This window comes from Patulibacter sp. SYSU D01012, from assembly GCF_017916475.1.
Taxonomy (GTDB): Bacteria; Actinomycetota; Thermoleophilia; order Solirubrobacterales; family Solirubrobacteraceae; genus Patulibacter.
Genome location: NZ_JAFMTB010000003.1, coordinates 184560 through 211547 on the forward strand (window position 1 = coordinate 184560; position 26988 = coordinate 211547).

At 75.5% G+C, this 26988-nt stretch carries 23 protein-coding genes; 11 read left to right on the forward strand and 12 right to left on the reverse strand.

The window, feature by feature from the left end:
* Positions 1-45: 45 nt before the first annotated feature.
* Genes J3P29_RS16790 through J3P29_RS16805 form a run of 4 tightly spaced genes read left to right on the forward strand, consistent with a single transcriptional unit; the run spans position 46 to position 4346 of the window.
* Positions 46-1155, forward strand: coding sequence for a saccharopine dehydrogenase NADP-binding domain-containing protein (locus J3P29_RS16790; RefSeq protein ID WP_210495338.1), 1110 nt, complete (start codon positions 46-48; stop codon positions 1153-1155).
* Positions 1152-2525, forward strand: a complete 1374-nt coding sequence (locus J3P29_RS16795; RefSeq protein ID WP_210495339.1) for an NAD(P)-binding domain-containing protein — start codon at positions 1152-1154, stop codon at positions 2523-2525. Before J3P29_RS16790 ends, J3P29_RS16795 begins: the two co-directional genes overlap by 4 nt.
* Complete coding sequence (locus tag J3P29_RS16800) at positions 2522-3367, forward strand: SDR family oxidoreductase (RefSeq protein WP_210495341.1); 846 nt, start codon at positions 2522-2524, stop codon at positions 3365-3367. The genes J3P29_RS16795 and J3P29_RS16800 overlap by 4 nt, the downstream gene beginning before the upstream one ends.
* A gap of 25 nt (positions 3368-3392) precedes the next feature.
* Positions 3393-4346 (forward strand): NAD-dependent epimerase/dehydratase family protein, encoded by a 954-nt coding sequence (locus tag J3P29_RS16805; RefSeq protein ID WP_349239881.1) that lies wholly within the window; start codon positions 3393-3395, stop codon positions 4344-4346.
* 78 nt (positions 4347-4424) lie between these two features.
* On the opposite strand, the gene J3P29_RS16810 is transcribed toward J3P29_RS16805, so the two are convergent.
* Positions 4425-5645, reverse strand: coding sequence for an MFS transporter (locus J3P29_RS16810; RefSeq protein ID WP_210495343.1), 1221 nt, complete (start codon positions 5643-5645; stop codon positions 4425-4427).
* Positions 5646-5759: 114 nt separating this feature from the next.
* Here J3P29_RS16810 and J3P29_RS16815 point away from each other — a divergent pair, with 114 nt between their 5' ends.
* The gene (locus tag J3P29_RS16815; RefSeq protein WP_246852265.1) at positions 5760-6356 is read left to right on the forward strand and encodes an isochorismatase family cysteine hydrolase; all 597 of its coding nucleotides are present in this window, start codon (positions 5760-5762) and stop codon (positions 6354-6356) included.
* Positions 6357-6471: 115 nt separating this feature from the next.
* Here the strand turns inward: J3P29_RS16815 and J3P29_RS16820 are convergent, their stop codons facing one another.
* Both J3P29_RS16820 and J3P29_RS16825 read right to left on the reverse strand, forming a co-directional pair.
* Positions 6472-7956 carry an APC family permease gene (locus J3P29_RS16820; RefSeq protein WP_210495345.1) on the reverse strand — a complete coding sequence of 495 codons (1485 nt, stop codon included), beginning with the start codon at positions 7954-7956 and terminating at the stop codon, positions 6472-6474.
* Complete coding sequence (locus J3P29_RS16825; protein WP_349239889.1) at positions 7949-9058, reverse strand: P1 family peptidase; 1110 nt, start codon at positions 9056-9058, stop codon at positions 7949-7951. Before J3P29_RS16825 ends, J3P29_RS16820 begins: the two co-directional genes overlap by 8 nt.
* Positions 9059-9168: 110 nt before the next feature.
* On the opposite strand from J3P29_RS16825, the gene J3P29_RS16830 reads away from it, so the two are divergent.
* The gene (locus tag J3P29_RS16830) at positions 9169-9780 is read left to right on the forward strand and encodes a TetR family transcriptional regulator (RefSeq protein ID WP_210495348.1); all 612 of its coding nucleotides are present in this window, start codon (positions 9169-9171) and stop codon (positions 9778-9780) included.
* A gap of 20 nt (positions 9781-9800) precedes the next feature.
* On the opposite strand, the gene J3P29_RS16835 is transcribed toward J3P29_RS16830, so the two are convergent.
* Positions 9801-10787 (reverse strand): D-alanyl-D-alanine carboxypeptidase family protein, encoded by a 987-nt coding sequence (locus J3P29_RS16835; RefSeq protein ID WP_210495349.1) that lies wholly within the window; start codon positions 10785-10787, stop codon positions 9801-9803.
* A gap of 104 nt (positions 10788-10891) precedes the next feature.
* Positions 10892-13093 (reverse strand): methyl-accepting chemotaxis protein, encoded by a 2202-nt coding sequence (locus J3P29_RS16840; RefSeq protein ID WP_210495351.1) that lies wholly within the window; start codon positions 13091-13093, stop codon positions 10892-10894.
* 134 nt (positions 13094-13227) lie between these two features.
* On the opposite strand from J3P29_RS16840, the gene J3P29_RS16845 reads away from it, so the two are divergent.
* Both J3P29_RS16845 and J3P29_RS16850 read left to right on the forward strand, forming a co-directional pair.
* Entirely contained in the window at positions 13228-13659 is a 432-nt protein-coding gene (locus J3P29_RS16845; RefSeq protein WP_210495352.1) for a thioesterase family protein, read from the forward strand.
* Complete coding sequence (locus J3P29_RS16850; RefSeq protein ID WP_210495353.1) at positions 13656-14903, forward strand: M28 family peptidase; 1248 nt, start codon at positions 13656-13658, stop codon at positions 14901-14903. Before J3P29_RS16845 ends, J3P29_RS16850 begins: the two co-directional genes overlap by 4 nt.
* Positions 14904-14960: 57 nt before the next feature.
* Here J3P29_RS16850 and J3P29_RS16855 read toward each other — a convergent pair whose 3' ends face one another.
* From J3P29_RS16855 to ugpC, 4 genes are read right to left on the reverse strand one after another with little or no spacing between them, the layout of a single operon-like run.
* Positions 14961-15857 (reverse strand): carbohydrate ABC transporter permease, encoded by an 897-nt coding sequence (locus tag J3P29_RS16855; protein ID WP_210495354.1) that lies wholly within the window; start codon positions 15855-15857, stop codon positions 14961-14963.
* Positions 15854-16828, reverse strand: coding sequence for a sugar ABC transporter permease (locus tag J3P29_RS16860; RefSeq protein WP_210495356.1), 975 nt, complete (start codon positions 16826-16828; stop codon positions 15854-15856). The genes J3P29_RS16855 and J3P29_RS16860 overlap by 4 nt, the downstream gene beginning before the upstream one ends.
* A 10-nt stretch (positions 16829-16838) precedes the next feature.
* On the reverse strand, positions 16839-18152 hold the full coding sequence (locus J3P29_RS16865; protein WP_210495357.1) for an ABC transporter substrate-binding protein: 1314 nt from the start codon (positions 18150-18152) through the stop codon (positions 16839-16841).
* Positions 18153-18190: 38 nt separating this feature from the next.
* Positions 18191-19393 carry a sn-glycerol-3-phosphate ABC transporter ATP-binding protein UgpC gene (gene ugpC, locus J3P29_RS16870; RefSeq protein WP_210495359.1) on the reverse strand — a complete coding sequence of 401 codons (1203 nt, stop codon included), beginning with the start codon at positions 19391-19393 and terminating at the stop codon, positions 18191-18193.
* A 417-nt stretch (positions 19394-19810) separates the two neighbouring features.
* On the opposite strand from ugpC, the gene J3P29_RS16875 reads away from it, so the two are divergent.
* The gene (locus J3P29_RS16875) at positions 19811-22879 is read left to right on the forward strand and encodes an AAA family ATPase (RefSeq protein ID WP_210495360.1); all 3069 of its coding nucleotides are present in this window, start codon (positions 19811-19813) and stop codon (positions 22877-22879) included.
* Here J3P29_RS16875 and J3P29_RS16880 read toward each other — a convergent pair.
* Both J3P29_RS16880 and J3P29_RS16885 read right to left on the reverse strand, forming a co-directional pair.
* Positions 22876-23808, reverse strand: a complete 933-nt coding sequence (locus J3P29_RS16880) for an alpha/beta hydrolase (RefSeq protein WP_210495361.1) — start codon at positions 23806-23808, stop codon at positions 22876-22878. The two genes, J3P29_RS16875 and J3P29_RS16880, sit on opposite strands and share 4 nt — an antisense overlap.
* A 184-nt stretch (positions 23809-23992) precedes the next feature.
* Entirely contained in the window at positions 23993-24196 is a 204-nt protein-coding gene (locus J3P29_RS16885) for a cold-shock protein (protein ID WP_210495363.1), read from the reverse strand.
* A 344-nt stretch (positions 24197-24540) separates the two neighbouring features.
* Here J3P29_RS16885 and J3P29_RS16890 point away from each other — a divergent pair, with 344 nt between their 5' ends.
* Together J3P29_RS16890 and J3P29_RS16895 are read left to right on the forward strand one after the other, a co-directional pair.
* Positions 24541-25146 (forward strand): sulfite oxidase-like oxidoreductase, encoded by a 606-nt coding sequence (locus tag J3P29_RS16890; RefSeq protein ID WP_210495364.1) that lies wholly within the window; start codon positions 24541-24543, stop codon positions 25144-25146.
* Positions 25116-25880 carry a ferredoxin reductase gene (locus J3P29_RS16895; protein ID WP_349239882.1) on the forward strand — a complete coding sequence of 255 codons (765 nt, stop codon included), beginning with the start codon at positions 25116-25118 and terminating at the stop codon, positions 25878-25880. The genes J3P29_RS16890 and J3P29_RS16895 overlap by 31 nt, the downstream gene beginning before the upstream one ends.
* Positions 25881-25991: 111 nt before the next feature.
* On the opposite strand, the gene J3P29_RS16900 is transcribed toward J3P29_RS16895, so the two are convergent.
* The gene (locus J3P29_RS16900; RefSeq protein WP_210495366.1) at positions 25992-26975 is read right to left on the reverse strand and encodes an aldo/keto reductase; all 984 of its coding nucleotides are present in this window, start codon (positions 26973-26975) and stop codon (positions 25992-25994) included.
* Positions 26976-26988 lie beyond the last annotated feature (13 nt).

Sequence of the window (26988 nt, forward strand, 5' to 3'; positions counted from 1 at the left end):
GGGCCGACCGTAGGGTGGCGCCATGCCCGCCCCGCAGGACGGCCCGTGACCGCCGCGCCCGTCGTCGTCTACGGCGCCACCGGCTACACCGGGCGGCTCGTCTGCGCCGAGCTGGCGCGCCGCGGCGTGCCGGTCGTCGCGTCCGGCCGCAGTCCGCAACGCCTGGCCGCCGTGGTCGACGCGCTGCCCGGCGCCGACGTCCGCACCGTCCCGGCGGCGCTCGACGACCCCGCCGCGCTGCGCCGCGTGGCGTCGTCGGCGCCGGTGCTCGCCAACTGCGCCGGCCCCTTCGTGCGCACGGGCGATCCGGTGCTCGGCGCGGCGATCGCCGCACGTGCCCACTACCTCGACACGACGGGCGAGCAGGCGTGGATCCGCCGCGTGCTCGACGATCACGACCCCGCCCTGCGGGCCGCCGGCGTGGCCGCGGTGCCCGGCATGGGCTTCGACTACCTGCCCGGCGACCTGCTGTGCCACCTCGTCGGTGCCCCGATCGCCCCGCTGCGGCGTCTCGAGGTCGGCTACCACGTGGACGGCTTCGGGATGACGCGCGGCACGCAGCGCTCGGCCCTGGAGATGCTCGACGGGCGCGACGTCGCCTACGAGGACGGCCGGTGGCGGCGCGGCGGCCGCCGGCCCACGCGCGCGTCGATCGTCTTCCCGGGCGGCGTCGGGCGCCGGAGGGTGGCGCGCTACCCCAGCGGCGAGGTCGCCACGGTCCCGCGCCACGTCGCCACGCGCGAGGTCGCCGCGCGGATCTCGACCGTCTCGGTCGCCCCGCCGGCGCTCGCCGGCGCGCTCCCCGTCCTGGCGCCGGCGCTGAGCCTGCTGCTGCGCACGCCGCTCACCCGCCTGCTCGACCGCGCGATCGACCGGCTGCCCGAGGGGCCGACCGAGCAGGCGCGGCGCGCGGCACGCTGGACCATCGTCGCGCGGGCCGAGGGCGAGGACGGGCGCGTGCGCCGCGGCACGGTCCGCGGCCCCGACGTCTACGGCCTGACGGCGCGCCTGATCGCCGACGGCGCGCAGCGCCTGGCGGACCCCGCCTACGACCGCCGGGGCGGGCTCGCCCCGGCCCAGGCGTTCGACCCGCGCGCGACGCTCGACGGGCTGGCGGACTTCGGCATCGCCTGGTCCGTCGAGGACGCCGGATGACGGGCCGCGTCTGCGTGATCGGCGCGGGGTCGGCCGGCATCGCGGCCGCGCAGGTCCTCGCGGCCCGCGGCCTTCCGTTCGACGTCTACGAGAAGGGCTCGCAGGTCGGCGGCAACTGGCGCTACCGCAACGACAACGGCCAGTCCGCGGCGTACCGCTCGCTGCACATCAACACGTCGCGGCGGCTCATGGAGTTCCGGGCGTTCCCGATGCCGGACGACCTGCCGGACTTCCCGTCGCACTTCCAGATCGCGGCGTACTTCGACGCGTTCGTCGACCGCTTCGGGCTACGCGAGCGCATCCGCTTCCGCACCGAGGTGCTGACGGTCCGTCCCGCCCCGGGCGACGCGTGGGACGTCACGACGCGTCCCGTCGACGGCGGGGAGGAGACGACGACGCGGTACCGCGCGGTGATCGTCGCCAACGGCCACCACTGGGACCCGCGCTGGCCCGAGCCGGCGTTCCCCGGGCAGGAGGACTACGCCGGCGAGCTGCTGCACGCGCACGCGTACGACACCCCGGACGTGCTCGAGGGCAAGCGGGTGCTCGTCCTGGGCATCGGCAACTCCGCGACCGACATCGCGGTCGAGTCCTCGCGCACCGCCGACGCCACGTTCCTGGCGATGCGCCGCGGCGCGTACGTCGTGCCGAAGTACGTCCTCGGCCGCCCGATGGACGAGATCCAGTCCGGGCTGGCGAGCCGGATGCCGGTGCCGCTGGCGGTGCAGCGGCTGGGCGCGACGGCCTTGCTCCGCGTGGTGCAGGGGCGAATGACCGACTACGGCCTGCCGCAGCCCGACCACAAGATGTTCCAGGCGCACCCGACGATCTCCTCCGAGCTGCTCGGCCGCGTCGGCCACGGCGACATCGGGGTCAAGCCGACGATCGCGGCGTTCCCCGGCGGCCGCACGGTCCGCTTCGCCGACGGCAGCGAGGAGCAGATCGACCTGGTCGTCTGCTGCACGGGCTACCGGATCACGTTCCCGTTCCTGGAGGAGTCCGTCGTGTCCACGCGCGACAACCACGTCGACCTGTACCGCCGCGTCGTGCCGCCGGACCACCCGACGCTGTTCTTCGTCGGGCTGCTGCAGCCGATCGGCGCGGTCATGCCGCTCGCCGAGGCGCAGGCGTGGTGGATCGCCGACCTGCTGGCCGGCGACTGCCGGCTGCCGTCGCCGCGCGCGATGCGGCGCGCGATCGCGCGGGACGACCGGCGGATGGCCCGCCGCTACGTCGCGTCGAAGCGGCACACGATCCAGGTGGACTTCTACGACTACCTGCGCGGGCTGCGGCGCGAGCGCACCCGGCGGCGGACCCCCGGGCGCGGGGCCCCCGTGCCCGTCGGCGGCCGCGAGAGGGTGGCGGCGTGACGCGCGTCGGCGGGCCGCGGCGCGGCACGGCGGTCGTCACGGGCGCGGCGCACGGCCTGGGCGCCGCGATCGCCGCGCGGCTGGCGGCGCGCGGGCTCGACGTCGTCGTGGCGGACGTCGACCTGCCGGGCGCGCAGGCCACGGCCGCGCGCATCGGCGGGACGGCCCGCCGGCTGGACGTCGTCGACGCGGACGCGGTGCGCGCGCTCGTCCGCGAGCTGCCCGAGCTGGCCGTCTGGGTGAACAACGCCGGGATCCTCGTCACCGGCCCCGGGTGGGCGGCGGACGAGGCGACCCGACGGCGGCTGTTCGACGTCAACGTCCACGGGCTGATCAACGGCACGACCGCGGCGCTCGAGGCGTTCCGTCCGCGCGGAGCGGGCCGCATCGTCAACGTGATCTCGCTCGCCGGGATCGTGCCGGCGCCGGACGAGACGCTCTACGGCGCCACGAAGCACGCGGCGCTGGCGTTCTCGGTCGGCACCCAGCTCGATCTCGTCGCCCGCGGCGAGCGCGGGGTGCGGATCAGCTGCCTGTGCCCCGACGGCATCTGGACGCCGATGCTGTGGGACCGCGTGGACGATCCGTCCGCGTGGCCGTCGTGGTCCGGCGTGATGCTGCAGCCCGAGCAGGTCGCCGCCGCCGCCGAGGAGCTGCTCGACCGCCCGCGCACGGTCCGGGTGGTGCCGCGTCGGCGCGGGGTCGAGGCGCGGCTCTACGCCGCCATGCCCGACGTCGCGGCGCGGGGGCTGCCGCTGATCGTGCGGATGGCCCACCGCCGGCAGCGCGCGTGGCGGCGGGACCGCGCGGCCGGGCGGGGCCCGGACGGCCACAGTGCCTGACGGGGCGGCGCCGTCGCGCGTCCTGGTGACCGGCGCGCTGGGCTTCATCGGTCGCGCGGTGACCGACGCGCTGCGTGCCCGCGGCGCGCAGGTCGTGGGCGTCGACCGGGTCGCCGACCCCGCGCGCGGCGTCGTGGCGGGCGACACGACGGCCCCCGCGGGCTGGCGCCGCCACGCGGTCGGCTGCGACGTGCTGATCCACACCGCCGCGGTCGTCTCGAACGCGGTGGACGCCGACGGCCAGTGGCGCGTGAACGTCCTGGGCACCCGGCGCGTCGTCGAGGCCGCGCGCGACGCCGGCGTGCGGCGGCTGGTGCACCTCTCCTCCGTGCGGGCGTTCGGCGACCGCGGCTTCCCCGACGGCGTGACCGAGGACCACCCGGTGCGGCCGGACGGCAACCCGTACGTCGACACGAAGATCGCGAGCGAGCAGGTGGTGCTCCAGGCGCACGCGGCCGGCGAGGCCGAGGCGGTCGTGGTGCGGCCCGGCGACGTCTACGGCCCCGGGTCGCGCCCGTGGGTGCTGCTGCCGCTGCAGGCGATCCGGGCGCGGCAGTTCGTGCTGCCGGCGTGGGGGCGGGGGGTCTTCAGCCCGGTCTACGTCGACGACCTCGTCGCGGGGCTGGTGCTCGCCGCGGCGCACCCCGCGGCGGCCGGCGGCGTCTTCACCCTCGCGGGTCCGCGCGGCGTCGCCTGCCGCGAGTACTTCGGGCACCTGTACCGGCTGCTCGGCCGCCGCGGGCCGCTCGGGGTGCCGACGCCCGTCGGCGTGGCGCTGGCTGGCGCGGCCGACGCGGTCAACCGCGCGCGGGGCCGGCGGAGCGAGGTCAACGCGATCTCGATGCGCTACCTGGCCCGCACCGGCACGTACTCCATCGCCCGGGCCCGCGCGACGCTCGGGTACGCGCCGGCGGTCGACCTGGACGAAGGCATGGCCCGGACGGCGGCGTGGCTGCGCGCCGCCGGGCACCTGGACTGAGCGGGCGACCCCGGACCGCGACCGCGTCCGCCGCGCGACGCGTCGCCGTGCGCGACGCCCCGTCGCGCCGGCGCCCCCTCAGCGCCCTGCCGGCTCGCCGGCGGCGTCCGGCCGCCGCGCGAACGCCAGCCACGAGGCCAGCCCCACGAGCGCGACGCCGGCGCCGAGCGCGCAGGCCGCGCCCCAGCCGCCGGCCGCGTAGACCGCCGAGGCCGCGGACGATCCCGCGACGCCGCCCAGGAAGTAGGCCACCATGTACGCCGTCGTGACGCGGCTGCGGGCCTCGGGGCGCAGCGCGTAGATCGTGCTCTGGTTGACGATCTGGGTGCCCTGGACGGCGAAGTCCAGGACGACGATCCCGACGAGCAGCGCGGCGAGCGACGTGCCGCCGAGCGCGAGCAGGCCCCACGAGACGGGCAGCGCGGCCAGGGCGATCGTCTGCGCCAGGCGCCCGTGGCCCGCGTCGGCCAGGCGGCCCGCGACCGGGGCCATCGCCGCGCCGGCCAGCCCCGCCAGGCCGAACAGGCCGATCACGCCGTCGCCGTACCCGTAGTGCTCGCCGGCGAGCAGGAACGCCACCGCCGTCCACAGGATGCTGAAGCCGCCCATTGACAGCGCGCCGAGCCACATCCGCTGGCGCAGCACCGGCTCCGCGCGCACGAGCTCCAGGACGGAGCGCAGGATCCCGCCGTACGAGCCGCCGGCCGTCGGCGGCGCCTCGGGCAGCCGGCGGCGCAGGACGGCCGCGAGCACCAGCATCACCCCGGCGGCGACGGCGAAGACCAGGCGCCAGCCGCCGACCTCGGCCAGCAGGCCGCTCAGCGTGCGCGCCAGCAGGATGCCGATGAGCAGGCCGCTCATCACCGTGCCGACGATCCGCCCCCGCTCGTGCGGCGCGGCCATCGCGGAGGCCATCGGCACGACGACCTGGGCGGCGACGGAGCACACCCCGGCCAGCAGCAGCCCCGCCGCCAGGACGGCGAACGCCGGAGCAGCGGCGCTGACGGCCTGCGCGAGCGCGGCGAGCAGCAGCAGCGTGACGATCAGGCGGCGCCGCTCGACGAGGTCGCCGAGCGGGACGAGCAGCGCCAGGCCGGCGCAGTAGCCGACCTGGCTGGCGGTGACGAGCAGGCCGGCCGTGCCGGTGCCGACGCCGAGCGCCGCCGCGACGGTGTCCAGCAGCGGCTGGACGTAGTAGATGTTTGCGACCGCCGTGCCGCAGGTGATCGCCAGCAGCAGCACCAGGCGGCGGTCCATCGGGGCGTCGGCCGGGGGTGCTGGTGCGGCGGGCGGGGGCATCCCCGTAATGGTTGCAGCGTGCACCATCCGGGCCGCGCCCGGGGGCGGCGCCGCCGCGGACGCCGTCGCGCGCACGGCGTTACGCGCGGCCCCGGCGGGGGCACCGGGGGCGGCATGGCTCCCCAGTCCGACGACGACCCCCGGATGCCGATCGGCCGCGGCGACCGCACCGCGCTGCTCGTCATCGACATGATCAACTCGTACGACCACCCGGACGGCGAGCCGCTGCGCAGGAGCGCCGAGACCGTCGTGCCCGTGATCGCCGACCTGCTGGAGCGCGCGCGGGCCGAGGGCGTCCAGGTCGTGCACGTCAACGACAACCACGGCATGTGGGGCTCGCGCCGCGACGAGCTGATCGCCGAGGCGCGGAGCGGCGGGCACGACGAGCTCCTCGACCCGATCCTGCCCGCCGAGGACGCGCCGTTCGTCTTCAAGGCGCGCCACTCGATCTTCTACGGGTCCCCGCTCGAGTACTTCCTGGAGACGAACGGGATCGGCCGCCTGATCATGGTCGGACAGGTCACGGAGCAGTGCATCCTCTACTCCGCGCTCGACGCCTACATCCGGCACTTCCAGGTCGTCGTGCCCCGGGACGCCGTGGCCCACATCGACCCCGAGCTGGCGGCGGCGTCGCTGCGCATGATGGAGGCCAACATGCGCGCCGAGGTGCAGGACGCCGCCGACGTGCGGCTGGACACCGGCGGCGACTGAGGCGGGACGGCGGAGGGGCGTCCACCGCGCCGTCCGTGCTGCTCCGCCGCCGCCGGTCGGCCCGCCCGCCGTCGCCCCGCCCGCCGGCGCTCGGCCGGCCCGCCGCCGCCCCGGCCTACGCCGCCGGCCGGTCCGGCGCGGCGCCCCGCCGCGGCAGGAACGCGCCGAGCGCTAGGCCGCAGAAGGGCACGGCGGCGAGCACGACGCTCAGCAGGGTGCTGCCGCCCGTCACCAGCGTGAACTTCGACAGCACGAGCCACATGCTCAGCACGAGCGCCAGGCACGCGACGACGGGCGCCACCCGGCACGCCCACCAGCGGCCCGCGACGGCGTCCCGGCGCCGCGCGAAGAACGCGACCACGGCGACGGACGTCGTCAGCATCAGCAGCACCATCCCGACCGTCGCCACCCCGGCCATCGAGCCGAAGACGCCCACGAGCGGGTCGATCCCCAGGACGGCGAGCACCAGGACGATCGTGGCGGCCGTGGCGGTCTGCACGAGCGACGAGCGCGACGGCGACGCGTGCCGCCCGTGGACCGTGGCGAGCCGACGGGGCATCAGGCCCTTGCGCGCCAGCACGAACTGGTAGCGGGCGATGACGTTGTGGAACGACAGGACGCACGCGAACAGGCTCGTGATCAGCAGGACGTTGACCGCGTCGCGGCCGACCCGGCCGAGCTTGTCGTCCGTCGTGTCGAGCAGCATGTTGCCCCCGCCGTCGAGCGTCCGCTGGGCGACGCGGGCGACCTGGTCGGGCCCGAGGGCGACGACGAACGCCCAGCAGGTGAGCGCGTAGAAGCCGCCGATGATCAGCACCGCGGCGTACGTCGCCCGGGGGACGGTGCGCTGCGGGTCGCGCGCCTCGTCGCGGAAGACGGCGGTGGCCTCGAAGCCGATGAAGCCGGTCAGGGCGAAGAGCATCGCCACGCCGAGCGAGCCGTCGGTGAACGTCCCGGGGGCGAACGACGTGGCGGTCAGGCCGGCGGGGCCGGGGTCGGCGACGATGACGACGTCGAGCAGCACGACGATGCCGATCTCGAGCGCCAGCGCGACGCCGAGCACCTTGGCGCTCAGGTCGATGTGCCGGTAGCCGAGCACGGCGACGATCGCCAGGACGACGAACGCGTAGACCGGCCACGGCACGTCCGGGCCGCCGTAGAAGCCGACGGTGTCGTCGATCGCCCAGCCGACGTAGCCGTAGATCCCGACCTGGATGGCCGTGTACGCGATGAGGGCCACCGCCGCGGCGCCCCGCCCGGCGCGCTCGCCCAGGCCGAGGGTGACGTACGAGAAGAACGCCCCGGCCTCGCGGACGTAGGGCGTCATCGTGACGAAGCCGACGCTGAAGACGCCGAGGACGGCCGCCGCCAGGACGAAGCCCATCGGCGCGCCCGCGCCGTTGCCCAGGCCCATCGCGAGCGGCATGTTCCCGCCGATGACGGTCAGCGGCGCCGCGGCGGCGACGACCATGAAGACGATGGCGACGGGCCCCAGCCGGCCCTGCAGCCGGGCGGCGTCCCGGCCCGGCTCGTCGGTCGCGCCGCTCGGCGCGACCGGGACGGCCGCGGCGGACGCGGCGGGGACGGCGGACTCAGGCATGGTGCTCCCTCTCGGAGGTGGGACGCACGGCCCGGAGCAGCCGCGCGTGGTCGAGGGCGTGCGCGGTCACGCCGGCGCGCCCGGTCATGGTCTCGGCGGCGACGAGCGCGTTGACGATCGCCTCCTCGCCCGCGTCGACGACGAGGTCGAACAGCGCCGTCATCAGCTGGGGCGCCACCATCCGCACGGGCAGCTCGGGCCGCGGCGTCGCCGGGTCCTCGTCCCAGCCGTACGGCGGCAGGCCGCGGTTGCCGGTGGAGAACGCCAGCATCAGGTCGCCGCTGTACTGCTCGCCGGTGCCGCCGACCCGCGCGACGGCGAGGGCGGCGCGCTGGGCCAGGCGCGTGCACTGGTGCGGCAGCAGCGGCGCGTCGGTCGCCACGATCGCGATGATCGACCCCGAGCCCTCCTCGTAGCCGGCCGGGGCGGCGGGGACGGGGACCGCGGTCGCCGGGATCGCCGCGCCGACGGGGACGCCGGAGATCTGCAGCCGCTCCCGGCGGCCGTGGTTGGCCTGCACGAGCACCCCGACGGTGTAGGCGCCCCCGGCGACGGGCAGCACGCGCGACGACGTGCCGATCCCGCCCTTGAAGCCGTGGCAGATCATGCCGGTGCCGCCGCCGACGTTGCCCTCGGCCACCGGCCCGCCCGCGGCCGCGGCGAGCGCCTGGCGCACGTGGTGGGCCTGCACGTGGTGGCCGTTGATGTCGTTCAGCAGGCCGTCGTAGGTCTCGGCGACGACCGGCAGCGACCACCACGGTCCCTCGCCGCGCCGGCGCACCTGCTCGCGGACGAGCTCGTCGCGGACGACGCCCACGCTGTGCGTGTTCGTCAGGCCGATGGCCGACGTCAGCTCGCCCGCCTCCCGCACCCACTCCAGGCCGGTCATCTCGCCGCTGCCGTTCAGGCGGTGCGCGCCGGCGAAGACCGGCGACGTCCAGATGTCGTCGTGGGGGACGACCACGGTGACGCCCGTGTGGACGCCGGCGTCCTGGTCCTCGAGCGTGGCGTGCCCGACGCGCACGCCGGGCACGTCGGTGATCGCGTTCGCGGGACCGGGGGCGTGGCCGCCGACGGCGAGACCCAGGTCGCGGGCCCGCACCGGGCCGTCCGACGTTCTTTTCATTGTGTGAAAAGAATCACACGCGGCGCCCGCGCGCAAGTCGTCGGTAGGCTCGGCGGCCCGTCGAGCACGATCCGCGGGAGCGCCCGGTGGCCCGACCCAGCCGACGAGCAGAACGGCGAGAAGACATCCTCGGGGCCGCGATCGCCCTGCTCGAGCGCCACGACGTGGCGGCGCTGCGCATGGGCGACGTCGCCGCCGAGCTGGGCCTGACGGCGAACGCCGTCCGGTACTACTTCAAGGACGTGGAGGCGCTCGTCACCGAGCTGGCGCTGCGCTCCGACGTGCGCTTCCGCGACGAGCGCCTGGCCCTCGTCGCGGCGATCGACGACCCGGCCGAGCAGCTCGCCCGGGTGATCGAGGCCGGGCTGCCGCTCGGGCCCGAGGACGCCGAGTGGCGCGCGATCTGGCGGGCCGTCCTGGCGGCCGGCTTCGAGCTGGACCGGCACGCCGCCGTCGGCGGCATCTACCACCGGCAGGTCGCGGTCTACGCGCAGGTCGTGGCGGGCGGGGCGGACGCGGGTGCCTTCGCGCTCGCGGCCCCGGCGGTCGACGTGGCGATGACGCTGATGTCGATGGAGGACTACCTGGGCTACCGGATCGTCGCCCGCGACCCGCTCGTCGACCGCGGCACCGCCCTGCGGCTGATGCGCGGGTACGCCGAGCAGGCGACGGGCGCGACGCTGCCGCCCGCCGCCTGACCCGGCGGCGCGGGCCGGCCTCAGCGCGTCGGCACGCCGAGGGCGCGGAAGCCCGCGTTCAGCAGGGCCTCGGCCTGGCGCCCGATGTCCGGCGTGTGCAGCAGCACGACGACCAGGCGGCGTCCGCCGCGCTGCGCCGCGCCGACGAACGTGCGCCCGGCGGCGTCCGTGTAGCCGGTCTTCAGGCCGAGCGTCCCCGGGTAGCGGTCGCGCAGCAGTGGGTTGTGGTTGTGCAGGTACAGGCGGCCGCCCTTGATCGGGAAGGGCCGCACGGCGTCCGTCGTGCGCACGATCCTCGCCAGCCGCGGGCGGTCGAGCACCGCGCGGGCCAGGACGGCCAGGTCGGTCGCGCAGGAGCGGTTCTGCGCCTGGCGCTGGAAGCGGACCTCCTCGAACCCGCTGGGCGAGCCGAAGCGGGTGCACGTCAGCCCGAGCGCGCGCGCCTGGGCGTTCATGAGCGCGACGAAGTCGTCCACGTCGCCGGCCACGTGCTCGGCGAGGGCGATCGCCGCGTCGTTGCCCGACGGCAGCATCAGGCCGTAGAGCATCGTCTCGAGCTGCACCTTCTTGTACAGGGGCAGCAGGCCCACGCGCGAGCCCTGCGCCGCCACGGCCTTCCGGCTGATCCGCACCCGCTCGGTCGGCCGCGCCTGCGCGGCGACGATCAGGCCGGTCATCAGCTTCGTGACGCTGGCGATCGGCAGGTCGCGCGTCGCCGCGTGGGACCACAGGATCTCGCCGGTGTCCAGGTCGGCCACCAGGCCGGCGCGGGGCAGCTTCTTCAGCGGGGTGCGCATCGGCGGCGCGCCCGCGGCGCGCGGGCGCAGCTGCAGCGGCACCGCGAGCGGCGCGACCGCCTCGGGGCCGTTGAGCGCCTGCAGCGGCGTCCGCTGGGCGGCGGGGGCGTCGCCGCCCGCCGCGGCCGGGCCGCCCACGGCGATCCCGCCGCAGCCGGTCGTGATCGTGGCGAGGAGCGCCGCGACCGCGAGGAGGACCACACGCTTCACGGGGCCACAGGATGCCGGATCCCGCCGCGGGCGGGGGCACCTGCAGCCGCGCGCCCGGGGGACCGCCGACCCGAAGCGGATCCGGCGGCCCCCGGGGGCGGCTCCTACGCCGTCAGCCGGAAGGTGCCGACGAGCCGCTCGAGCTCCTCGGCGGTGGCGGCGAGCTCCTGCGCGGACGCGGAGATCTCCTGCGTCGACGCGCTCGTCTGCTGCGTCGACGCGGACACCTGCTGCGCGGACGCGGCGGAGTCCTGGGCGACGGACGCGACGCCGCCGATCTCGGTGCCGGCGCGCTCCGCCTCGCTCGTGACCTGGTCGATCGCGGCGGTGATCTGGTCCACCTTCGCGGTCACGTCGGAGACCGCGGCGTCGATGCGCTCGAAGGCCGCGCGGGTCTGCTCGACGACCTCGACGCCGTCCGTCGTGTGGCGCACGCTGTCGGCGACGACGCCGGACACGCGGCCCGTGTCGCGCTGCATCGTGGCGATCAGCTCGGAGATCTCGGCCGCGGCCTCCTGCGACTCCTCGGCCAGCTTGCGGACCTCCTCGGCGACCACCGCGAAGCCGCGGCCCTGCTCGCCGGCGCGGGCGGCCTCGATGGCGGCGTTCAGCGCCAGCAGGTTGGTCTGCTCGGCGATGCCGGTGATCGTGCCGACGATCCCGCCGATCCGCTCCGACTTCTCGGCCAGCTCGGCCATCGCGGCGCCGACCTCCTCGGACGATCCGGCCACCAGCCGCATCGCGTCGGTGGCCTCGGCGGCGGCGCGCACGCCGTCGCGGGCGATGCCGCGGGCGTCGTCGGCGGCCGCCGCGGTCTCCTGGGCGGACGCGGCGCCGACCTGGGCGGCGCGGGTCGCCTCGGTGACGGCGTCACGGGTGGACTCGACCATCGTGACCTGGCGCTCGGCGCCCATCGCGACCTCGGTCGTGGCGGTGGCGATCTCCTCGACGGCCTTGCCCGTCTCGGTCGCCGTCGACGCCATCTGCGCCGACGCCGCCGACACGGACCCGGCGGAGCGGGACACCTGACCGACGGTCTCGCGCAGGTCGCCGACCAGCTTGCGGAACGCCCGGCCCAGCAGGTCGCGGTCGGACCGCGGCTCCACCTCGACGGTCAGGTCGCCGGCCGCCACCCGCTCGGCCGCGTCCGCCTTCTCGCGCAGGTAGTCGACGGTGCGGCCGAACGCGGCGCCCATGCGGCCGACCTCGTCCTGGCTGCCGTCGCGCAGCTCCACGTCGACGTCGCCGTCGGCCACCCGCTCGGCGGCGTCGGTCAGCTCGGTGATCGGGCGGGTCAGGCTGCGGGCGATCAGGGTGACGATGCCGCCCATGACGAGCAGCAGGACGATGCCGATCACGAGCAGCGTCGTGCGCAGGCGGTGCACGGGGGCGAGGACCTCGTCGACCGGCACCGAGGCGATGAAGCCCCAGTCGCCGGTGCGCACCGGCGCCCAGCTCAGGACGACGTCCTTGCCGGTGAACGGATCGGTCGTCTCGGCCTGGCCGCCGCGGCCGGCGGCCACGTCGCGGGCCACGCGGGCCAGCACAGCGTTGTCCTGCTTCTTCGCGAGCGTGCCGAGCTTCGTGCCCAGCAGCTTCTTCTGCGGGGCGGCGACGAAGATGCCGGTGCGGCTGACGAGCATGCCGTAGCCGGTGTCGAGCAGGCGCACCTTGCCGATCTTGCCGTCGATCTCGCCGAGCGAGCGGTCGGCGCCCGCGATGCCGACGAAGCGGCCGCCCCGGATGATCGGGACGGTGTAGCTCGTGATCAGGCGGCCGTCCCACGGGTACGGCTCGATCACGACGGGCTTGCGGGTGTCGCGCGGCAGGGTCCAGTAGGCGCTCTTCTCCTGGCCCGACAGCACGGACAGCTGGAACGGCGGCGTCAGCGTCGACCAGTACGGGCCGAAGCGGCCCTTCGCGTCGCTGCCGCGCTCGTTGCGGTGCGCCGCGTCGTCCCCGTCGAAGCCGTTGGGCACGTAGCCGACGTACGTGCCGAGGATGCCGGGGTTGCGGTGGTAGAACCGCAGCACCATGTCGACGACGGCCTGGCGGCCGCGGGCGATGTCGCTCTCCATCGCGGCGGCCATCGAGCGGGGGATCATCATGCTCTGCGCGGCGGAGGCGTCGAACTCCTTCGCCTGCACGTTCGCCGTCTCGGCGATCTGGGCGTAGCGCGACTGGCGCTCCTGGTCGGTCGCGCGCGAGATCGCGAGGAACGTGAGCAGCGCGATCGCCACGACGATCGGCGGAAGGAAGAGCAGCAGCATCCGGGTGCGGAGGCTGCGTACGGGCGGGAGCTTCATGGGTGCCTCGGAGGGGTGTACGCGGACGCGGTCGTGGGGTGGTGATCGGCACCCGAGTCCGCGCCTGTAGCGGACTGGCCGGACGGCGCCCGGTCGCCCGGCCGGCGCGGGCGACCGGCGGTAGCGTTCCGGGCATGGCCACCGCGAGCCCCCACGTCACGCAGGTCCGCATCCCGCTCCGCTACCGGGACATCGACACGCTGGGGCACCTCAACCAGTCCGTCTACCACGTGATGCTGGAGGAGGCGCGCGTCGCGTTCATCCTCGACGTGCTGCAGCGGCAGCTCGGCGCGTTCGTCCTGGCGCGGGTCGAGATCGACTACCGCCACGAGGTGCGGCTGCAGGATCGCGAGGTCGTCATCGACACGCAGATCGAGCGGGTGGGATCGTCGAGCGTCAGCCTGCGCTCGCGGATCTCGACGCCCGACGGCACGCTCGCCGCCGAGGCCGTGACCGTGCTCGTGGCGTGGGACCCGGAGCAGCGCGGGGCGCGCAAGCTCGGCGAGGAGGAGCGCCGGATCCTCACCGCGGCGACGGGCGCCCCGGCGGCGGACGCGCAGGCATGAGCACGCCGTCCGGGGCCGGGCCCGCCGCCGCCGACGCGCCGCACGGGACGCTGCGCGAGGTGATCGAGGCGCTCGCGCCGCTCGAGCGCCGTCCGGGCTCGGACGCCGAGCACGCGGCCGCCGAGTGGATCGCGGAGCGGCTGACGCGCGCGGGCGCGCCGGCGCGGGTGGAGGACGCGACGTTCCGCGGCGGCTACGCGCGGCTGATCGGCACGCTCACCGCCGCGGGCGCCGCGGCGGGGCTGGTCGGCGCGGGCCGCCGGGGCCGGCGGGCGGCCGCCGCGCTCGGCGCCCTGGCGGCGGCGGCGATCGTCGACGACGTCTCCAACGGCGCGCGGCCGGTGCGCCGGGCGCTCGAGCGCGAGCGGCCGACGTGGAACGTCGTCGCGGAGTGCGGCGACCCGACGGGCCGGCGCACGCTCGTCGTCATGGCGCACCACGACGCCGCGCCGACGGGCGCGATCTTCGACCAGCGCCTGCAGCGGGGGATCCTGGAGATCGCGCCCGGCATCTTCGAGCGGATCGACACCGCCCTTCCCGTGTGGTGGCCCGTGGTCGGCGGCCCCACCCTGTCCGCGGTGGGCGCGGCGCTGCGCCGGCCCCGGCTGGCCCTGGCCGGCGCGGCGCTCAGCGCGGCCAGCACGGCGGCCATGGCCGACATCGCGCGGGCGCCGACGGTGCCGGGCGCCAACGACAACCTGACGGCGGTCGCGGCCCTCGTCGGCCTCGCCGAGCGGTTCGCCGCCGCGCCGCCCGAGGGCGTCCGCGTGCTGCTCGTCTCGTGCGGGGCGGAGGAGGTGCTGCAGGGCGGCATCCACGCCTTCGCGCGCACGTGGTTCCCGCGGCTGGACCGCGAGCGGACGTGGTTCCTCAACCTCGACACGATCGGCTCGCCCGAGCTCGTGATGATCGAGGGCGAAGGCCCCGTCGTGATGGAGGACTACCACTGGCGGTCCTTCCGCGACCTGATCGAGCGGGTCGCGTGGCGCGACGGCATCGCGCTGCGCCGCGGCATGCGTGCCCGGTCGAGCACCGACGCCGTGGTGCCCAGCCGGGCCGGCTACCCGACGGCGTGCCTCGTCTCGTTCGACCGCTCGAAGGCGATGACCGACTACCACCTGCCGACCGACACGCCGGAGCACGTCGACTACGCGACGGTGGCCCGCGCGGTGCGCCTGGTCGAGGCGGTCGCGCGCGAGCTGGACACCGACGCCGCGGCGAGCGGGGTGCACAGCGCCCGCTGAGGCGGCGACGCCGTCCTGCCGCGGCGGGACCGCCGCGGCAGGACGGGCGCTCCGTCCCTAGCCCTTCACCGCGCCGGCGGTCAGCCCGGCCACGATCCGCTTCTGGAACGCGAGCACGAGCACGATGAGCGGGATCGAGATGATCACGCTCGCCGCGGCGATCAGGCCGATCGGCTGGGCGTAGCCGCCGGCCGCCGTGTCGTTGAAGTTGCCGATCGCCGCCGGCACGGTGCGGGCCGCCTTCGTCGTCGTCAGCGTGATCGCGAGCAGGTACTCGTTCCACGCGAAGATGAACGTCAGGATGCCCGCCGTCGCCATGCCCGGCGCGGCGAGCGGCACGACGACCTTGCGGAAGGCCTGGAAGCGCGTGGCGCCGTCGACCATCGCGGCCTCCTCCAGGTCCCGCGGGATCTCGCGGAAGAACGACGTGAGGATGTACGTCGTCAGGGGCAGCGCGAACGTCAGGTACGGGATGACCAGGCCGATCAGGGTGTTGTTCAGCCCGATGTCGGTCCACAGCTGGAAGATCGGCAGCGCGATCGCGATCGGCGGGAACGTCGTCACCGACAGGATCAGCGCCAGGATCGTGAACTTGCCGCGGAACCGCAGCCGCGCCAGCGCGTAGGCCGCGAACGACCCGACGAGGACCGAGAGCAGCGTCGTGACCGTCGAGACGATCACGCTGTTGCGCAGGCCCGCGACGAAGTCGTCGTTGGCGAAGACGTCCTTGTAGCTCTGCAGCGTCGGGTTCGGCGGGTAGAGCTTGGCGACGCCCAGGTCCTGCCCGTGCCGCAGCGAGATCTGGACGAGCCAGTAGAACGGGAACAGGCAGAAGAGGACGACGAAGACCACGCCGATCCACAGGACCGGCGAGTGCTGGCGCTTGCGCCGGCGGGGCGCGCGGTCGCGCTCGACCGCCGCGTTGCTCGGCTGGGCGGGGGCGATGGTGCTCATGCGCGCTCCGAGGTCGTGTCGCGGAGGTTGCCGCCGACGAAGCGGATGTAGACGAGCGAGACGGCCATCACGACGACGAAGGTCAGGACCGACAGCGCCGCGCCCGACCCGATCAGCTGATCGCCGTTGAACGTCTGGTACGCCTGCGTCGACAGCGTGCTCGTCCCGTACTGCCCGCGGGTCAGCACCCACGGCAGGTCGAAGACGCGCAGCGCGTCGAGGGTGCGGAAGATCAGCGCCACCGCGATCGCCGGCCGCAGCAGCGGCAGGGTGATCCGGCGGAACTGCTGCCATCTCGTCGCGCCGTCCACCCGGGCGGCCTCGTACAGGTCGTCCGGGATCACCTGCAGGCCCGCGAGCAGCATGAGCGCCATGAACGGCGCCGTCTTCCACACGTCCGCGACGATCACCACGATCATCGCGTCCGGCGTCTCCGCCAGGTGCACCCGGTCGGCGCCCGGCAGGCCGAGCGCGCTGAGGACCTGCGGCACGAAGCCCGAGTCGGACTGGGTGACGGTCTGCCACACGATCGCCGAGACGATCGTCAGCACCGCGTACGGCACCAGGACGATCGCGCGCAGCGCCCCCCGGCCGCGGAACGCCGTGTGCATGATGAGCGCCATCCCCAGGCCGAGCAGCAGCTCGAGCGACACGGAGGACACGGCGAAGATCACCGTGTGCAGGAACGCGGACCAGAAGTCGCTCGAGGAGACGCCCGCGGCCGCGGCGAAGCCCGACGTGTCGCCGAACAGCGCCGCGGTGTAGTTCTCGAAGCCGACCCAGCGCGAGACGCCCGCCTGCGAGCGTGAGTACTGGTGCAGCGACAGCCAGATCGCGTAGCCGATGGGGTACGCGGCGACGACGGCCATCAGGGCCAGCGTCGGCGTGATCATCGCCGCGGCCAGCCGGCGCTCCCCCGTGTAGAGGGAGCGCCGACGGCGGGCGCGGCGGCCGCTCAGCGCGGTCGACATCGCCCGGCTCCTAGAAGGTGCTGAGGGCGGACGAGATGGACTTGTCGGCGGCCTCGAGCGCCGCCTCGGGCGTCATGCGGCCGGACAGCGCCTTCGCGACGTTCGTCGAGATCGCGGTGCTGATCTGGGTGTACGACGGGGACACCGGGCGGGCCTTCGCCTGCTCGACGGCGGTCCGCAGCGCGTCCGAGAACGGCAGCGCCTTCTTCACGTCCGCGTCGTCGTAGCTCTCGGACAGCACCGGCGCGAGCGAGTACTTCGTCGCGCGCAGCCGCATCGCGTCGGGCTTGGTCATCACGTCGACGAACTTCAGCGCGCCCTCGGGGTTCTTCGAGAACTTCGAGATCACCAGGTTGGAGCCGCCGAGCACGCCGGCGGCCTGGCCGCCCTCGAACTTCGGCAGCGGCGCCACCTCGAAGTTCTTGCGCACCGCCGCGGTCTTTGACTCCTTTTCGATGGAGTACGCGTACGGCCAGTTGCGCATGAAGCCGGGCTTGCCCGAGTCGAACGCCTGCTGCGACTCGGCCTCCTGGTAGGTCAGGACCGCCTTCGGCACCGCGCCGCTCTTCACGCCGTCGGCCATGAGCTTGAGCGCGGCGAGGTTCTGCGGGGAGTTGATCTCCGACTTCTTGCCGTCGTCGGACAGCACCTTGCCGCCGGCGCCGTAGGCCACCTCGAGGAAGTGGACCGTCAGGCCCTCGTAGGCCTTGCCCTGGAAGACGAACCCGCCCTCGTCCTTGGCCGCGGAGTAGAGCGCCTGCCACGTGTCGGGCGGCGTGCTCGTGCGGTCCTTGCGGTAGTAGAGGAGGCCGGCGTCGGTCTTCTCCGGCACGCCGTAGTAGCGCCCGTCGTACGTCGCGGTCTGCAGGGTCGAGGGGATGAACTCGCCCTTGCGGCCGTTCACGTAGTCGGTGACGTCCATCAGCCACTTCTGCGCGGCGAACTGGGCGGTCCAGACGACGTCGGACTCGAAGACGTCGCACTCGCCGGACTTCGCACGCTGGCGGCGCACGAACTGCGCGTTCTGCTCGTCGGCGGCGTCCGGCAGCGTGATGACCTGGACCTTCAGGCCCTTGGTCTCGGCCTGCGCCTGCTTGACCGCGGCCTTCGCGGCCTCGACGGTCAGCGCCGGGGCGCAGAACGTGACGTTGCCCTTCGCGCTCGCGATCGACGCCGGGTCGATGCCCTGCGTCTGGGCGCTGCCGCCGCCGTCGGACGCGCCGGACGCGCCGGTGGTGGAGGACTCGTCGTCGCCACCGCAGGCGGACAGGGCGAGCACGCAGGCGCTCGCGACGGCGGGGACGGTCCACTTGAGCTGCTTCACGGGGGAACTCCTGGGGTCGTGCTTGGGGACGAGGGGGATCACGCCGCCGACGGGGCGGCGGTCGGGGACTCGTGCGCGGCGAGCGAGAGCCCCGTCTCGGGATCGAAGAGGGTCACGTGCGCGGCGTCGATGCGCAGGCGGGCGCGCTGGCCCACCCGGACGCCGCTGGCGGGCGAGAGACGCGCCACGAGCTGCTCGCCGGGCCGGGCCGACGTCAGGTCTCCCAGGCCGGTGCGGTGGCTGAGCTCGTCGAGCGACGCCGACCGCGCGCCGCCGGCAGCGGGGTCGAAGTACGCGTACAGGTCGGAGCCCATGGACTCGACGACCTCGACCTCGACGTCGATGACCGGGCCGTCGCCCGGCTCCAGGTCGGCGTCCGAGAACGCCTCGGGGCGGATGCCGACGACGACGGGCTGGCCGGCGGACGCGCCCGCCACGCGCTCCCGCCAGGAAGCGGGCAGGGGGATGGGGCCGCGGGCGGTCCGCACCTCGTCGCCGTGGATCTCGGCGGCGACGAAGTTCATGGCCGGCGAGCCGATGAAGCCGGCGACGAAGACGTTGCGGGGCTGCGTGTAGAGCTCGGCGGGGGTGCCGACCTGCTGCAGGACTCCGGCGTTGAGCACCGCGACGCGGTCGCCGAGCGTCATCGCCTCGGTCTGGTCGTGCGTGACGTAGATCGTCGTCGTGCCCAGGCGCCGCTGCAGGCGCGCCAGCTCGGTGCGGGTCTGCACGCGCAGCTTCGCGTCCAGGTTCGACAGCGGCTCGTCCATCAGGAACGCGCGCGGCTGCCGCACGATCGCCCGGCCCATCGCGACGCGCTGGCGCTGGCCGCCGGACAGGTTGGCGGGCTTGCGGCCCAGGTGGTCGTGCAGCTGCAGGACCTCGGCCGCCTCGCGCACGCGCTCGGCGATCTCGTCCTTCGGCACGTTCGCCATCTTCAGGGGGAACGCCAGGTTCTCCGCGACCGTCATGTGCGGGTAGAGCGCGTAGCTCTGGAACACCATGGAGATGTCCCGGTCCTTCGGCTCGAGCTCGTTGACCCGCTCGCCGTCCATCAGGAGCTCGCCCTCGGTGATCTCCTCCAGCCCGGCGATCATGCGCAGCGCCGTCGACTTGCCGCAGCCTGAAGGGCCGACGAAGATCACGAACTCGCCGTCGGCGATGTCGAGGTCCAAGCCCTTCACCGCGTGGAAGCCGTCCGCGTACCGCTTGTGGATGCCGTGGAGCTGGATGCGCGCCATCGTCGTCCTCTCTCTCGGGGTGAGGCCCACCCTACCCCCGTCTGTGGCGCGGCACACAGGAGGTGCGGATCCTGCAGCGGAACGGGGGGTGGTTCGGCACGCCTGAGGGGGTGGTCCGCCGCGGGTAAGGGCGCGGCCGCCGGCCGGCCCCGGGCGTAAGGGGCCGGGGGCGCCGGGCCGCTCCGTCCGCCCGATGTGGGGCGGGCCGGCGTAGCCCAGGATCGGAACGTGCCGTCCACCCCGACCGACGGGAGCACCCGATGCCCACCCTCCTCGCCCCCCACCTCGTGGCCGCCCGCCACGCCGACCTCGACCGCGCCGTCCGCCACGCCGCCGTCGCCGTCGTCCCGACGCGTCGCCGCCGGATCGTCCCGGCGCTCCTCCGGCGCGGCGTCGGGGCGGCATACTCGGGGTCCGATGGTCTCGCGCGTCACGAGCCGGCGGCTGGTGGGCCGCACCGCGGAGCTCGCCGAGCTGCAGGCCGCGCTGCGGGACGCGGCGGACGGGCGGCCGTCCCTGGCGTTCGTCGCGGGTGAGAGCGGTGTCGGCAAGAGCCGCCTGCTCCACGAGCTCGAGCGGGCGGCGGCCGCACCGCGCGCGGGCCACGCACCGGCGCGCGTCCTGGGCGGCGACTGCATCCAGCTCGGCAGCGGCGAGCTGCCGTACGCGCCGCTCGTCGCGGCGCTGCGCCCGCTCGCGCGGGCGGGGGACCCCGTCCTGGACGGCCTGCCCGCCGCGGCCCGCGCCGAGCTGGCGCGCATCGTCCCCGGCCTGGCGACCGACGGCGTCGTCCCGTCCCCGCCCTCCGCGCACGGCCCGCACACCGACCAGACCCGGCTGTTCGAGGCGCTGCTGCTCCTGCTCGACGGCCTCGCGCGCGAGGCCCCGCTGCTCCTCAGCATCGAGGACCTGCACTGGGCGGACGGCTCCACGCGGGCGTTCCTGCAGTTCCTGTCGCGCTCGCTGTGCGACGAGCGCGTCCTCGTCGTCGCCACCTACCGACACGACGAGCTGCACCGCCGGCACCCGCTCCGCCCGGTCCTGGCGGAGCTGGAGCGCGAGCCGCGGGCGCGCCGGATCGAGCTGACGCCGCTGCGGCGCGACGAGCTGGCCGAGCAGCTCGGCGACATCCTGGGCGCGCCCGCCGAGGCGGGACTGCTCGGGCGGGTGTGGGCGCGCGGCGAGGGCAACCCGCTCTTCTCCGAGGAGCTGCTCGCCGCCGAGCTGGACGGCGGGGGCGACGTGCCGCCGACGCTGCGCGACGCCCTGATGCTGCGGATCGAGCGCCTGCCGGCGGCGGCGCAGGAGCTGCTGCGCCTCCTGGCCGTCGCCCAGCGCGCGCACCACGAGACGCTGCTCGCGGCCGGGGAGCTGGACGGCCGCGAGCTGCGGGACGCGGTCCGCGAGGCGATGGCGCACCACCTGGTCGTCCTGGACGACGAGGAGCGCTACGCGTACCGGCACGCGCTGCTGCGCGAGGTGGTCGAGGACGACCTGCTGCCCGGCGAGCGGGTGGAGCTGCACCGCCGCCTGGCGCGGGCGCTCGAGGGGCGGATGGCCGACGGCGGCGAGGACGATCCCGACCTGGCGAGCGCGCTGGCCCACCACCACGCGCAGGCCGGCGATCAGCCGCAGGCGCTGCGCGCCGCGACGCGCGCCGCCGCGGCGGCGGCCCGCGTGCGCGCGTACGCCGAGGAGGCCGAGCTGCTCGAGCGGGCGCTCGCCCTGTGGTCCGCGGTGCCCGACGCCGAGGCCGTGGTGGGGGCGCCGCGCGCGCTGATCCTGTGCCACGCGGCGCGCGCCCAGGAGAGCATCGGCGCGCAGCCGCGAGCGGAGGCGCTGCTCGAGGAGGCGCTCAGCGCGGTCGACGAGCGGGCGGATCCGCGGCAGGCGGCCGTCGTCCTGGAGCACCTGGCCCGCGTGCGCTGGGCGCAGATGCGGTCCGAGGACGCGATCGACGCGGCGACCCGCGGCCTGGCGCTGCTCGAGCACGACCGCTGCGCCGAGCGGGCGCTGCTGCTCGGCTGGATGGCGAAGGCGCGGATGCTGCAGGGCCGCTACCGCGAGGCGATCGACCTGGCGCGCGAGGTGCTCGTGCTCGCCGACGAGACCGGCGACCGCCTTGCCGAGGTCCACGCCCGCAACGCCCTCGGCGTCTCGCTGGCGGCCACGGGCGACGTCGACGCGGGCGCACGCGAGCTGCGGCGGGCGATCGCGCTGGCCGCCGCCGACGGCCGCGAGGAGCGCCGCGCCACCGGGTACCACAACCTCGCCGACGCGCTGCACACCGCGGGCCGCACCCGCGAGGCCCTCGCGGTCGCGCAGGAGGGCCTGGCGCTGACCGGCCCGCGTACCCACGAGCGCGCGTGGATGGAGGCGAACATCTCGGAGTACGCCCTGAGCCTGGGCGACTGGGAGCTGGCCGACCGCGTCCTGGCGCCGCTCGACCGTTGGATGTGGACGAACGGCCGCGTCAACGTCACGCTGCGCCGCGCCGAGCTGGCCCTGGGGCGCGGGGACCTGGACCTGGCGGCGCGGCTGCTGGACGAGGCCGAGCCGCTGGCCGCGCACTCCGCCGAGCCGCAGTGGCACGGGCCGCTCGGCACGGCCCGCGCGGCGCTCGAGCTGCGCCGCGGCGACCTGGACGCGGCGTGGCGGGCGGTCGAGACCGCGCTCGAGCGCATCGAGTACTGCACGGAGGACGCCGGCCGCATCGTCCATGTCGCCTCGTGGGGCGTGCGCGTCGCCGCCCGGCTGGCGCAGCGGGCGCGCGACCGCCACGAGGACCCGGGGCCGGCGGTCGCCCGGGCCGAGGCGATGGCCGAGCGCGTCGAGGCCGCCGCGCAGCTCGGCGGCGCCGTCGAGCACGCCAGCCGCCTGTACGCCCGCGCCGACCTGGGCTGCGCGCACGGCCGGCCCGTGGTCGCGGACTGGCGCGCGGCGGCCGCGGCGTGGGAGGCGTTGGAGTACCCGTACGCGGTCGCGTCGACGCTGCTGCGCACGGCCGAGATCGAGGCCGCCGACGGGGACCGCGACGCCGCGGGGCGGTCGGCGGCGAGGGCGCTGGCGATCGCGCGGCGCCTGGGCGCCCGCTGGCTCGAGGAGGAGCTGCTCGGGCTGGCGAAGCGGGCGCGGCTGCGTCTGGACGAGGCGGAGGGCGCGCCGGCGGCGGCCGGCGATCCGGTCCGGGACGGCGCGGCCCCGTCGTGCGGTGCGGCGGGTCCGGCCGCGCAGGACGATCCCTTCGGCCTGACGCCCCGCGAGCGGCAGGTGCTCGAGCTCGTCGCGGGCGGGGCCACGAACCGCGAGGTCGGCGAGCGGCTGTTCATGGCCGAGAAGACCGCAAGCGTCCACGTCTCTCGGATCCTCGCGAAGCTGGACGTGCGCTCCCGCACCGAGGCGGCGGCCGTGGCGCACCGGCTGGGCCTGGCGGGCGACGAGGCCGGCACCGTCGCCGGCGCGGCGCCCGCCGCGGGCGCCGGCTAGCCGGCGGCGGCCGGTGCGGGCTCGCGCTCGCGGTCGCCGAGCGTCCCGACCGCGCGCAGGGCGTCCATCAGCGCGGCGTTGTACGTGCGCGGCTTCGCGGTGACGGCGCCGTGCGTGCCGGGGGCGGAGAACAGCGGCGCGTCCAGCCGCTCGGCCAGCTCGCGCTGCTTGGCCGGCGGGACGGACGTGTCGTCCGCGGTCATCACCACGGCGCGCGGCGCGCGGATCTCGCGGTGCCAGGGCCGGGCGTCGAAGCGGCCGAGCTCGCGGCCCGCCTCGGCCAGGTCGGCCGCGTTGCCGCGGGCCAGCTCGACGGCGTGCCACGTCGTGGTCGCCGAGTCCGGCGCGCCCATCGTGCGCATCGCGCCGCGCCACATCCCGTCTGGGAAGAGCCCCAGCAGCAGGCGCAGGCCGGCCATCGTGTTCCACAGCAGCTTCATCCGCGGGTCCTGCCACTCGCTCGACGTCGCGGACAGCACGAGCGCGCGCACGGCGTCGGGGTGGCGGTGCGCGAGCAGCTGGGCGATGGCGCCGCCCATCGAGTAGCCGACGACCGTGGCGGGCGCCGCGCCGAGCACGTCCAGGACCGCCGCGGCGTCGTCGGCGCACGCGGTCAGCCGGAACGGGTCCGGGCTGCGCAGCCCGCGGCCGTGCCCGCGGTGGTCGAGGGCGATCACGCGCAGGCCGGCGTCGTGCAGCGGGCCGTACGTCGTGAACCAGTTCAGGTCGGCCGAGAACATCCAGCCGTGCAGGAGCAGGATCGCGGGGCGGTCCTCCTCGCCGGTGTCGCGGACGAAGAACTCGCCGCGGCCGGGCACGGGGAAGATCCGGCCGGGCGGCAGGTCGACGGGCGGCACGGGCGCGTGCGTGGCGCGGGGACCGCCGGCGGACGATCCGGGGAGCAGGGCCGAGAGGGGCAGCCGGGCCATGCCCCGATGCTAGACGAGGCGTCGTGCGGGGCCGTCGGGGCGGGGGCGACGCGGTGCCGGCCGCAGCGGCGGCGCTCGGCGGCCGGGGCGAGGACGGGGAAGCGGCCCCGAAACGCACTGCGGCCCGCACAGGGCGGGCCGCAGGGACGGTGTCGCCCGCGAGGGGCGACGCGAAAGACCGGTGCTAGATGACCGAGACGTTCGTCGCGTTGGGGCCCTTGGGGCCGTTCTCGGCGTCGAAGGAGACCTTCGCGCCCTCGGCCAGCGACTTGAAGCCGCTGCCGTTGATGGCGGAGTGGTGGACGAAGAGGTCCTTGCCCGCCTCATCGGGGGTGATGAAGCCGAAGCCCTTCTCGTCGTTGAACCACTTCACGGTTCCGGTAGCCATGGTGTTCCCTCCGGGGATGGTGTTGTGCAACGGCGCGGAGGGTGCTGATGCAACGACTGCGAACGCTGGCACTGCTTTTGTCGGACGAGCGTCCGACACGACGCCGCGAAGCATGGCACAAAACGCGCGCCGTGTCGCCCGGCAGTTTCGGGCACTCGATCGCCGCCGTCGCCCGCCCCGGCCTGCGGATGCGCCCGGGCGGGCGGGACGCGCCGCCGTCGCGGCGTCGGAGCCGCGCCGGCGCGTGCCGAAAGCCCTGCGTAGGACGACTGAACCTGCGCGGACGCGCGAAGGCGCCGGGTCCGGGCGTCTATCCTCGGTGCCTCCCGACGAAGGCCCTGACCGTGTCTCCGATCACCCGCGGCTTCCGTGGCCGCCGCCCCGACGTCGACCCCGCGCGCATCCCGCCGGGGCAGTACATGACGCGCGACTTCCCCGTGCTCTCCGCCGGCCCGACGCCGCGCGTGGACACCGCGACCTGGCAGTTCTCGATCGACGGCAACATCGCCGGGCACCCCGTCACGTGGACCTGGGACGAGCTCCTCGCGCTCCCGCAGGAGACGTTCACCGTCGACATCCACTGCGTGACGAAGTGGTCCAAGCTCGACACGACCTGGACCGGCGTCTCCGTCGACACGCTGCTCGCGGGCATCGACACGCGCAGCCAGTGGGTGACGATCTGGTGCGACGGCGGCTACACGACGAACCTGCCGCTGGCCGACCTGACGGGCGGCAAGGCCTGGGTCGTGCACCGCTACGACGACGCGCCGCTCGAGCCCGCCCACGGCGGCCCGGCCCGGCTCCTCGTGCCGCACCTGTACTTCTGGAAGAGCGCGAAGTGGGTGCGCGGCCTGACCTTCACGCCGTCCGAGGAGCCGGGCTTCTGGGAGGACGCCGGGTACCACCGGCGCGGCGACCCGTGGCGCGAGCAGCGGTACTGGAGCGACTGATCCCGCCCCGCGTCTCCATCGTCTGGCACGAGGCGACCGTCACCGAGGTGGTGGTCGAGTCGCGGCGTGCCCGCACGATCGTCTTCGCCATCCCCGACTGGCCGGGGCACCGCGCGGGCCAGCACCTCGACGTCCGCCTGACGGCCGAGGACGGCTACACCGCGGAGCGGTCCTACTCCCTCTCGTCGGCGCCCGAGGACGGCGTCGTGGCCGTCACGGTCGACGAGATCGAGGACGGCGAGGTCTCGCCCTACCTCGTCGAGGAGGTCCGCGCGGGGGACGTGCTCGAGGTCCGCGGCCCGATCGGCGGCCACTTCACGTGGTCCGTCGACGAGGGCGGCCCGCTGGTGCTCGTCGCCGGCGGCTCGGGGATCGTGCCGATCATGGCCATGCTGCGGCACCGCGCCCGGCGGGGCAGCACCGCCGACGTGCGGCTGCTGCGGTCGGTGCGCGATCCGGACGTGGCGCTGTGGTCCGCCGAGCTGGCGGCGCTGACGCCGGCGGAGGGGCTGCAGGTGCGCACGACGTGGACGCGCCGCGCCCCCGACGGCTGGGACGGGCCCACCGGCCGCATCACGGAGCCGATGCTCGCCGACCTGGGGCCGGCGCCGGACGCCGCGCCGCGGGCCTTCGTCTGCGGGCCCACGCCGTTCGTCGAGCACGTCGCCGACCTGCTCATCGACCTGGGCCACGACCCCGCGCGGATCCACACGGAGCGCTTCGGCGGCGCGTAGGCGGCCCGCGCGCCGGCGACCGCTCGTCCCGAGGGCGGGCTCCGGAACGAGCGGGGCGCCCCGGCGGCGCCGCGCGGGCGGGTCTGGCCTGCCGGCTCGCCGGCGCGGGCCCTACCAGCGGTCGTGCACGTGCGGCCGCACCAGGCGGTCGTAGACCTCGCGGACGGCCTGCTCCTGCTCGCCCGTCAGCGGCGGACGGTCGGCCGCCGCGGCGTTCGCGCGCGCCTGCTCCGGGTTGCGGGCGCCCGGGATCACGACGCTCAGGCCCGGCCGGTCGACGATCCAGCGCAGGGCCAGCTGCGGCATCGTCTCGTCGGGGCGCAGCACCCCGCGCAGCTCGCGCACGGCCTCCAGGCCCACCTCGAACGGCACGCCGGCGAACGTCTCGCCGACGTCGAACGCGGCCCCCGTGCGGTTGTAGTTGCGGTGGTCGTCCTCGCCGAACGTCGTGTGCTCGTCGTACGTCCCGGACAGCAGGCCGGACGCGAGGGGGACGCGGGCGATGATGCCGACGCCCGCCTCGCGGGCCGCGGGCAGCACCTCGTCGAGCGGCTTCAGGCGGAACGGGTTGAGGATGATCTGCACCGTCGCCACTCGCGGGCGCGCGATCGCCCGCAGCGCCTCGGCGCACGTCTCGACCGACACGCCGTAGGCGGCGATGCGGCGCTCCTCGACGAGCTCGTCGAGCGCGTCGAAGACCTCGTCGCGGTCGTACACCGGCGTCGGCGGGCAGTGCAGCTGGACGAGGTCGAGCGTGTCGACTCCCAGGTTCTTGCGCGAGCGGTCGTTCCAGGCGCGGAAGTGCTCGCGCGTGTAGTTCTCCGGCGTCTGCTCGACGCGGCGGCCCATCTTCGTGGCGACCGTGATCCCGGCGTCCGGGTGCTCGCGCAGCAGGCGCCCGACCAGGCGCTCCGAGCGCCCGTCCCCGTAGACGTCGGCGGTGTCCACGAAGGTGACGCCGGACTCCAGGGCGGTCTCGAGGACGCCCATCGCGTCGCGCTCGTCGACGGCGCCCCAGTCCGCGCCGAGCTGCCACGCGCCGAGGCCCACCACCCCGACGTCGCGTCCGGTCCGGCCGAGAGTGCGGTGCTCCATCGCCCGCACGCTA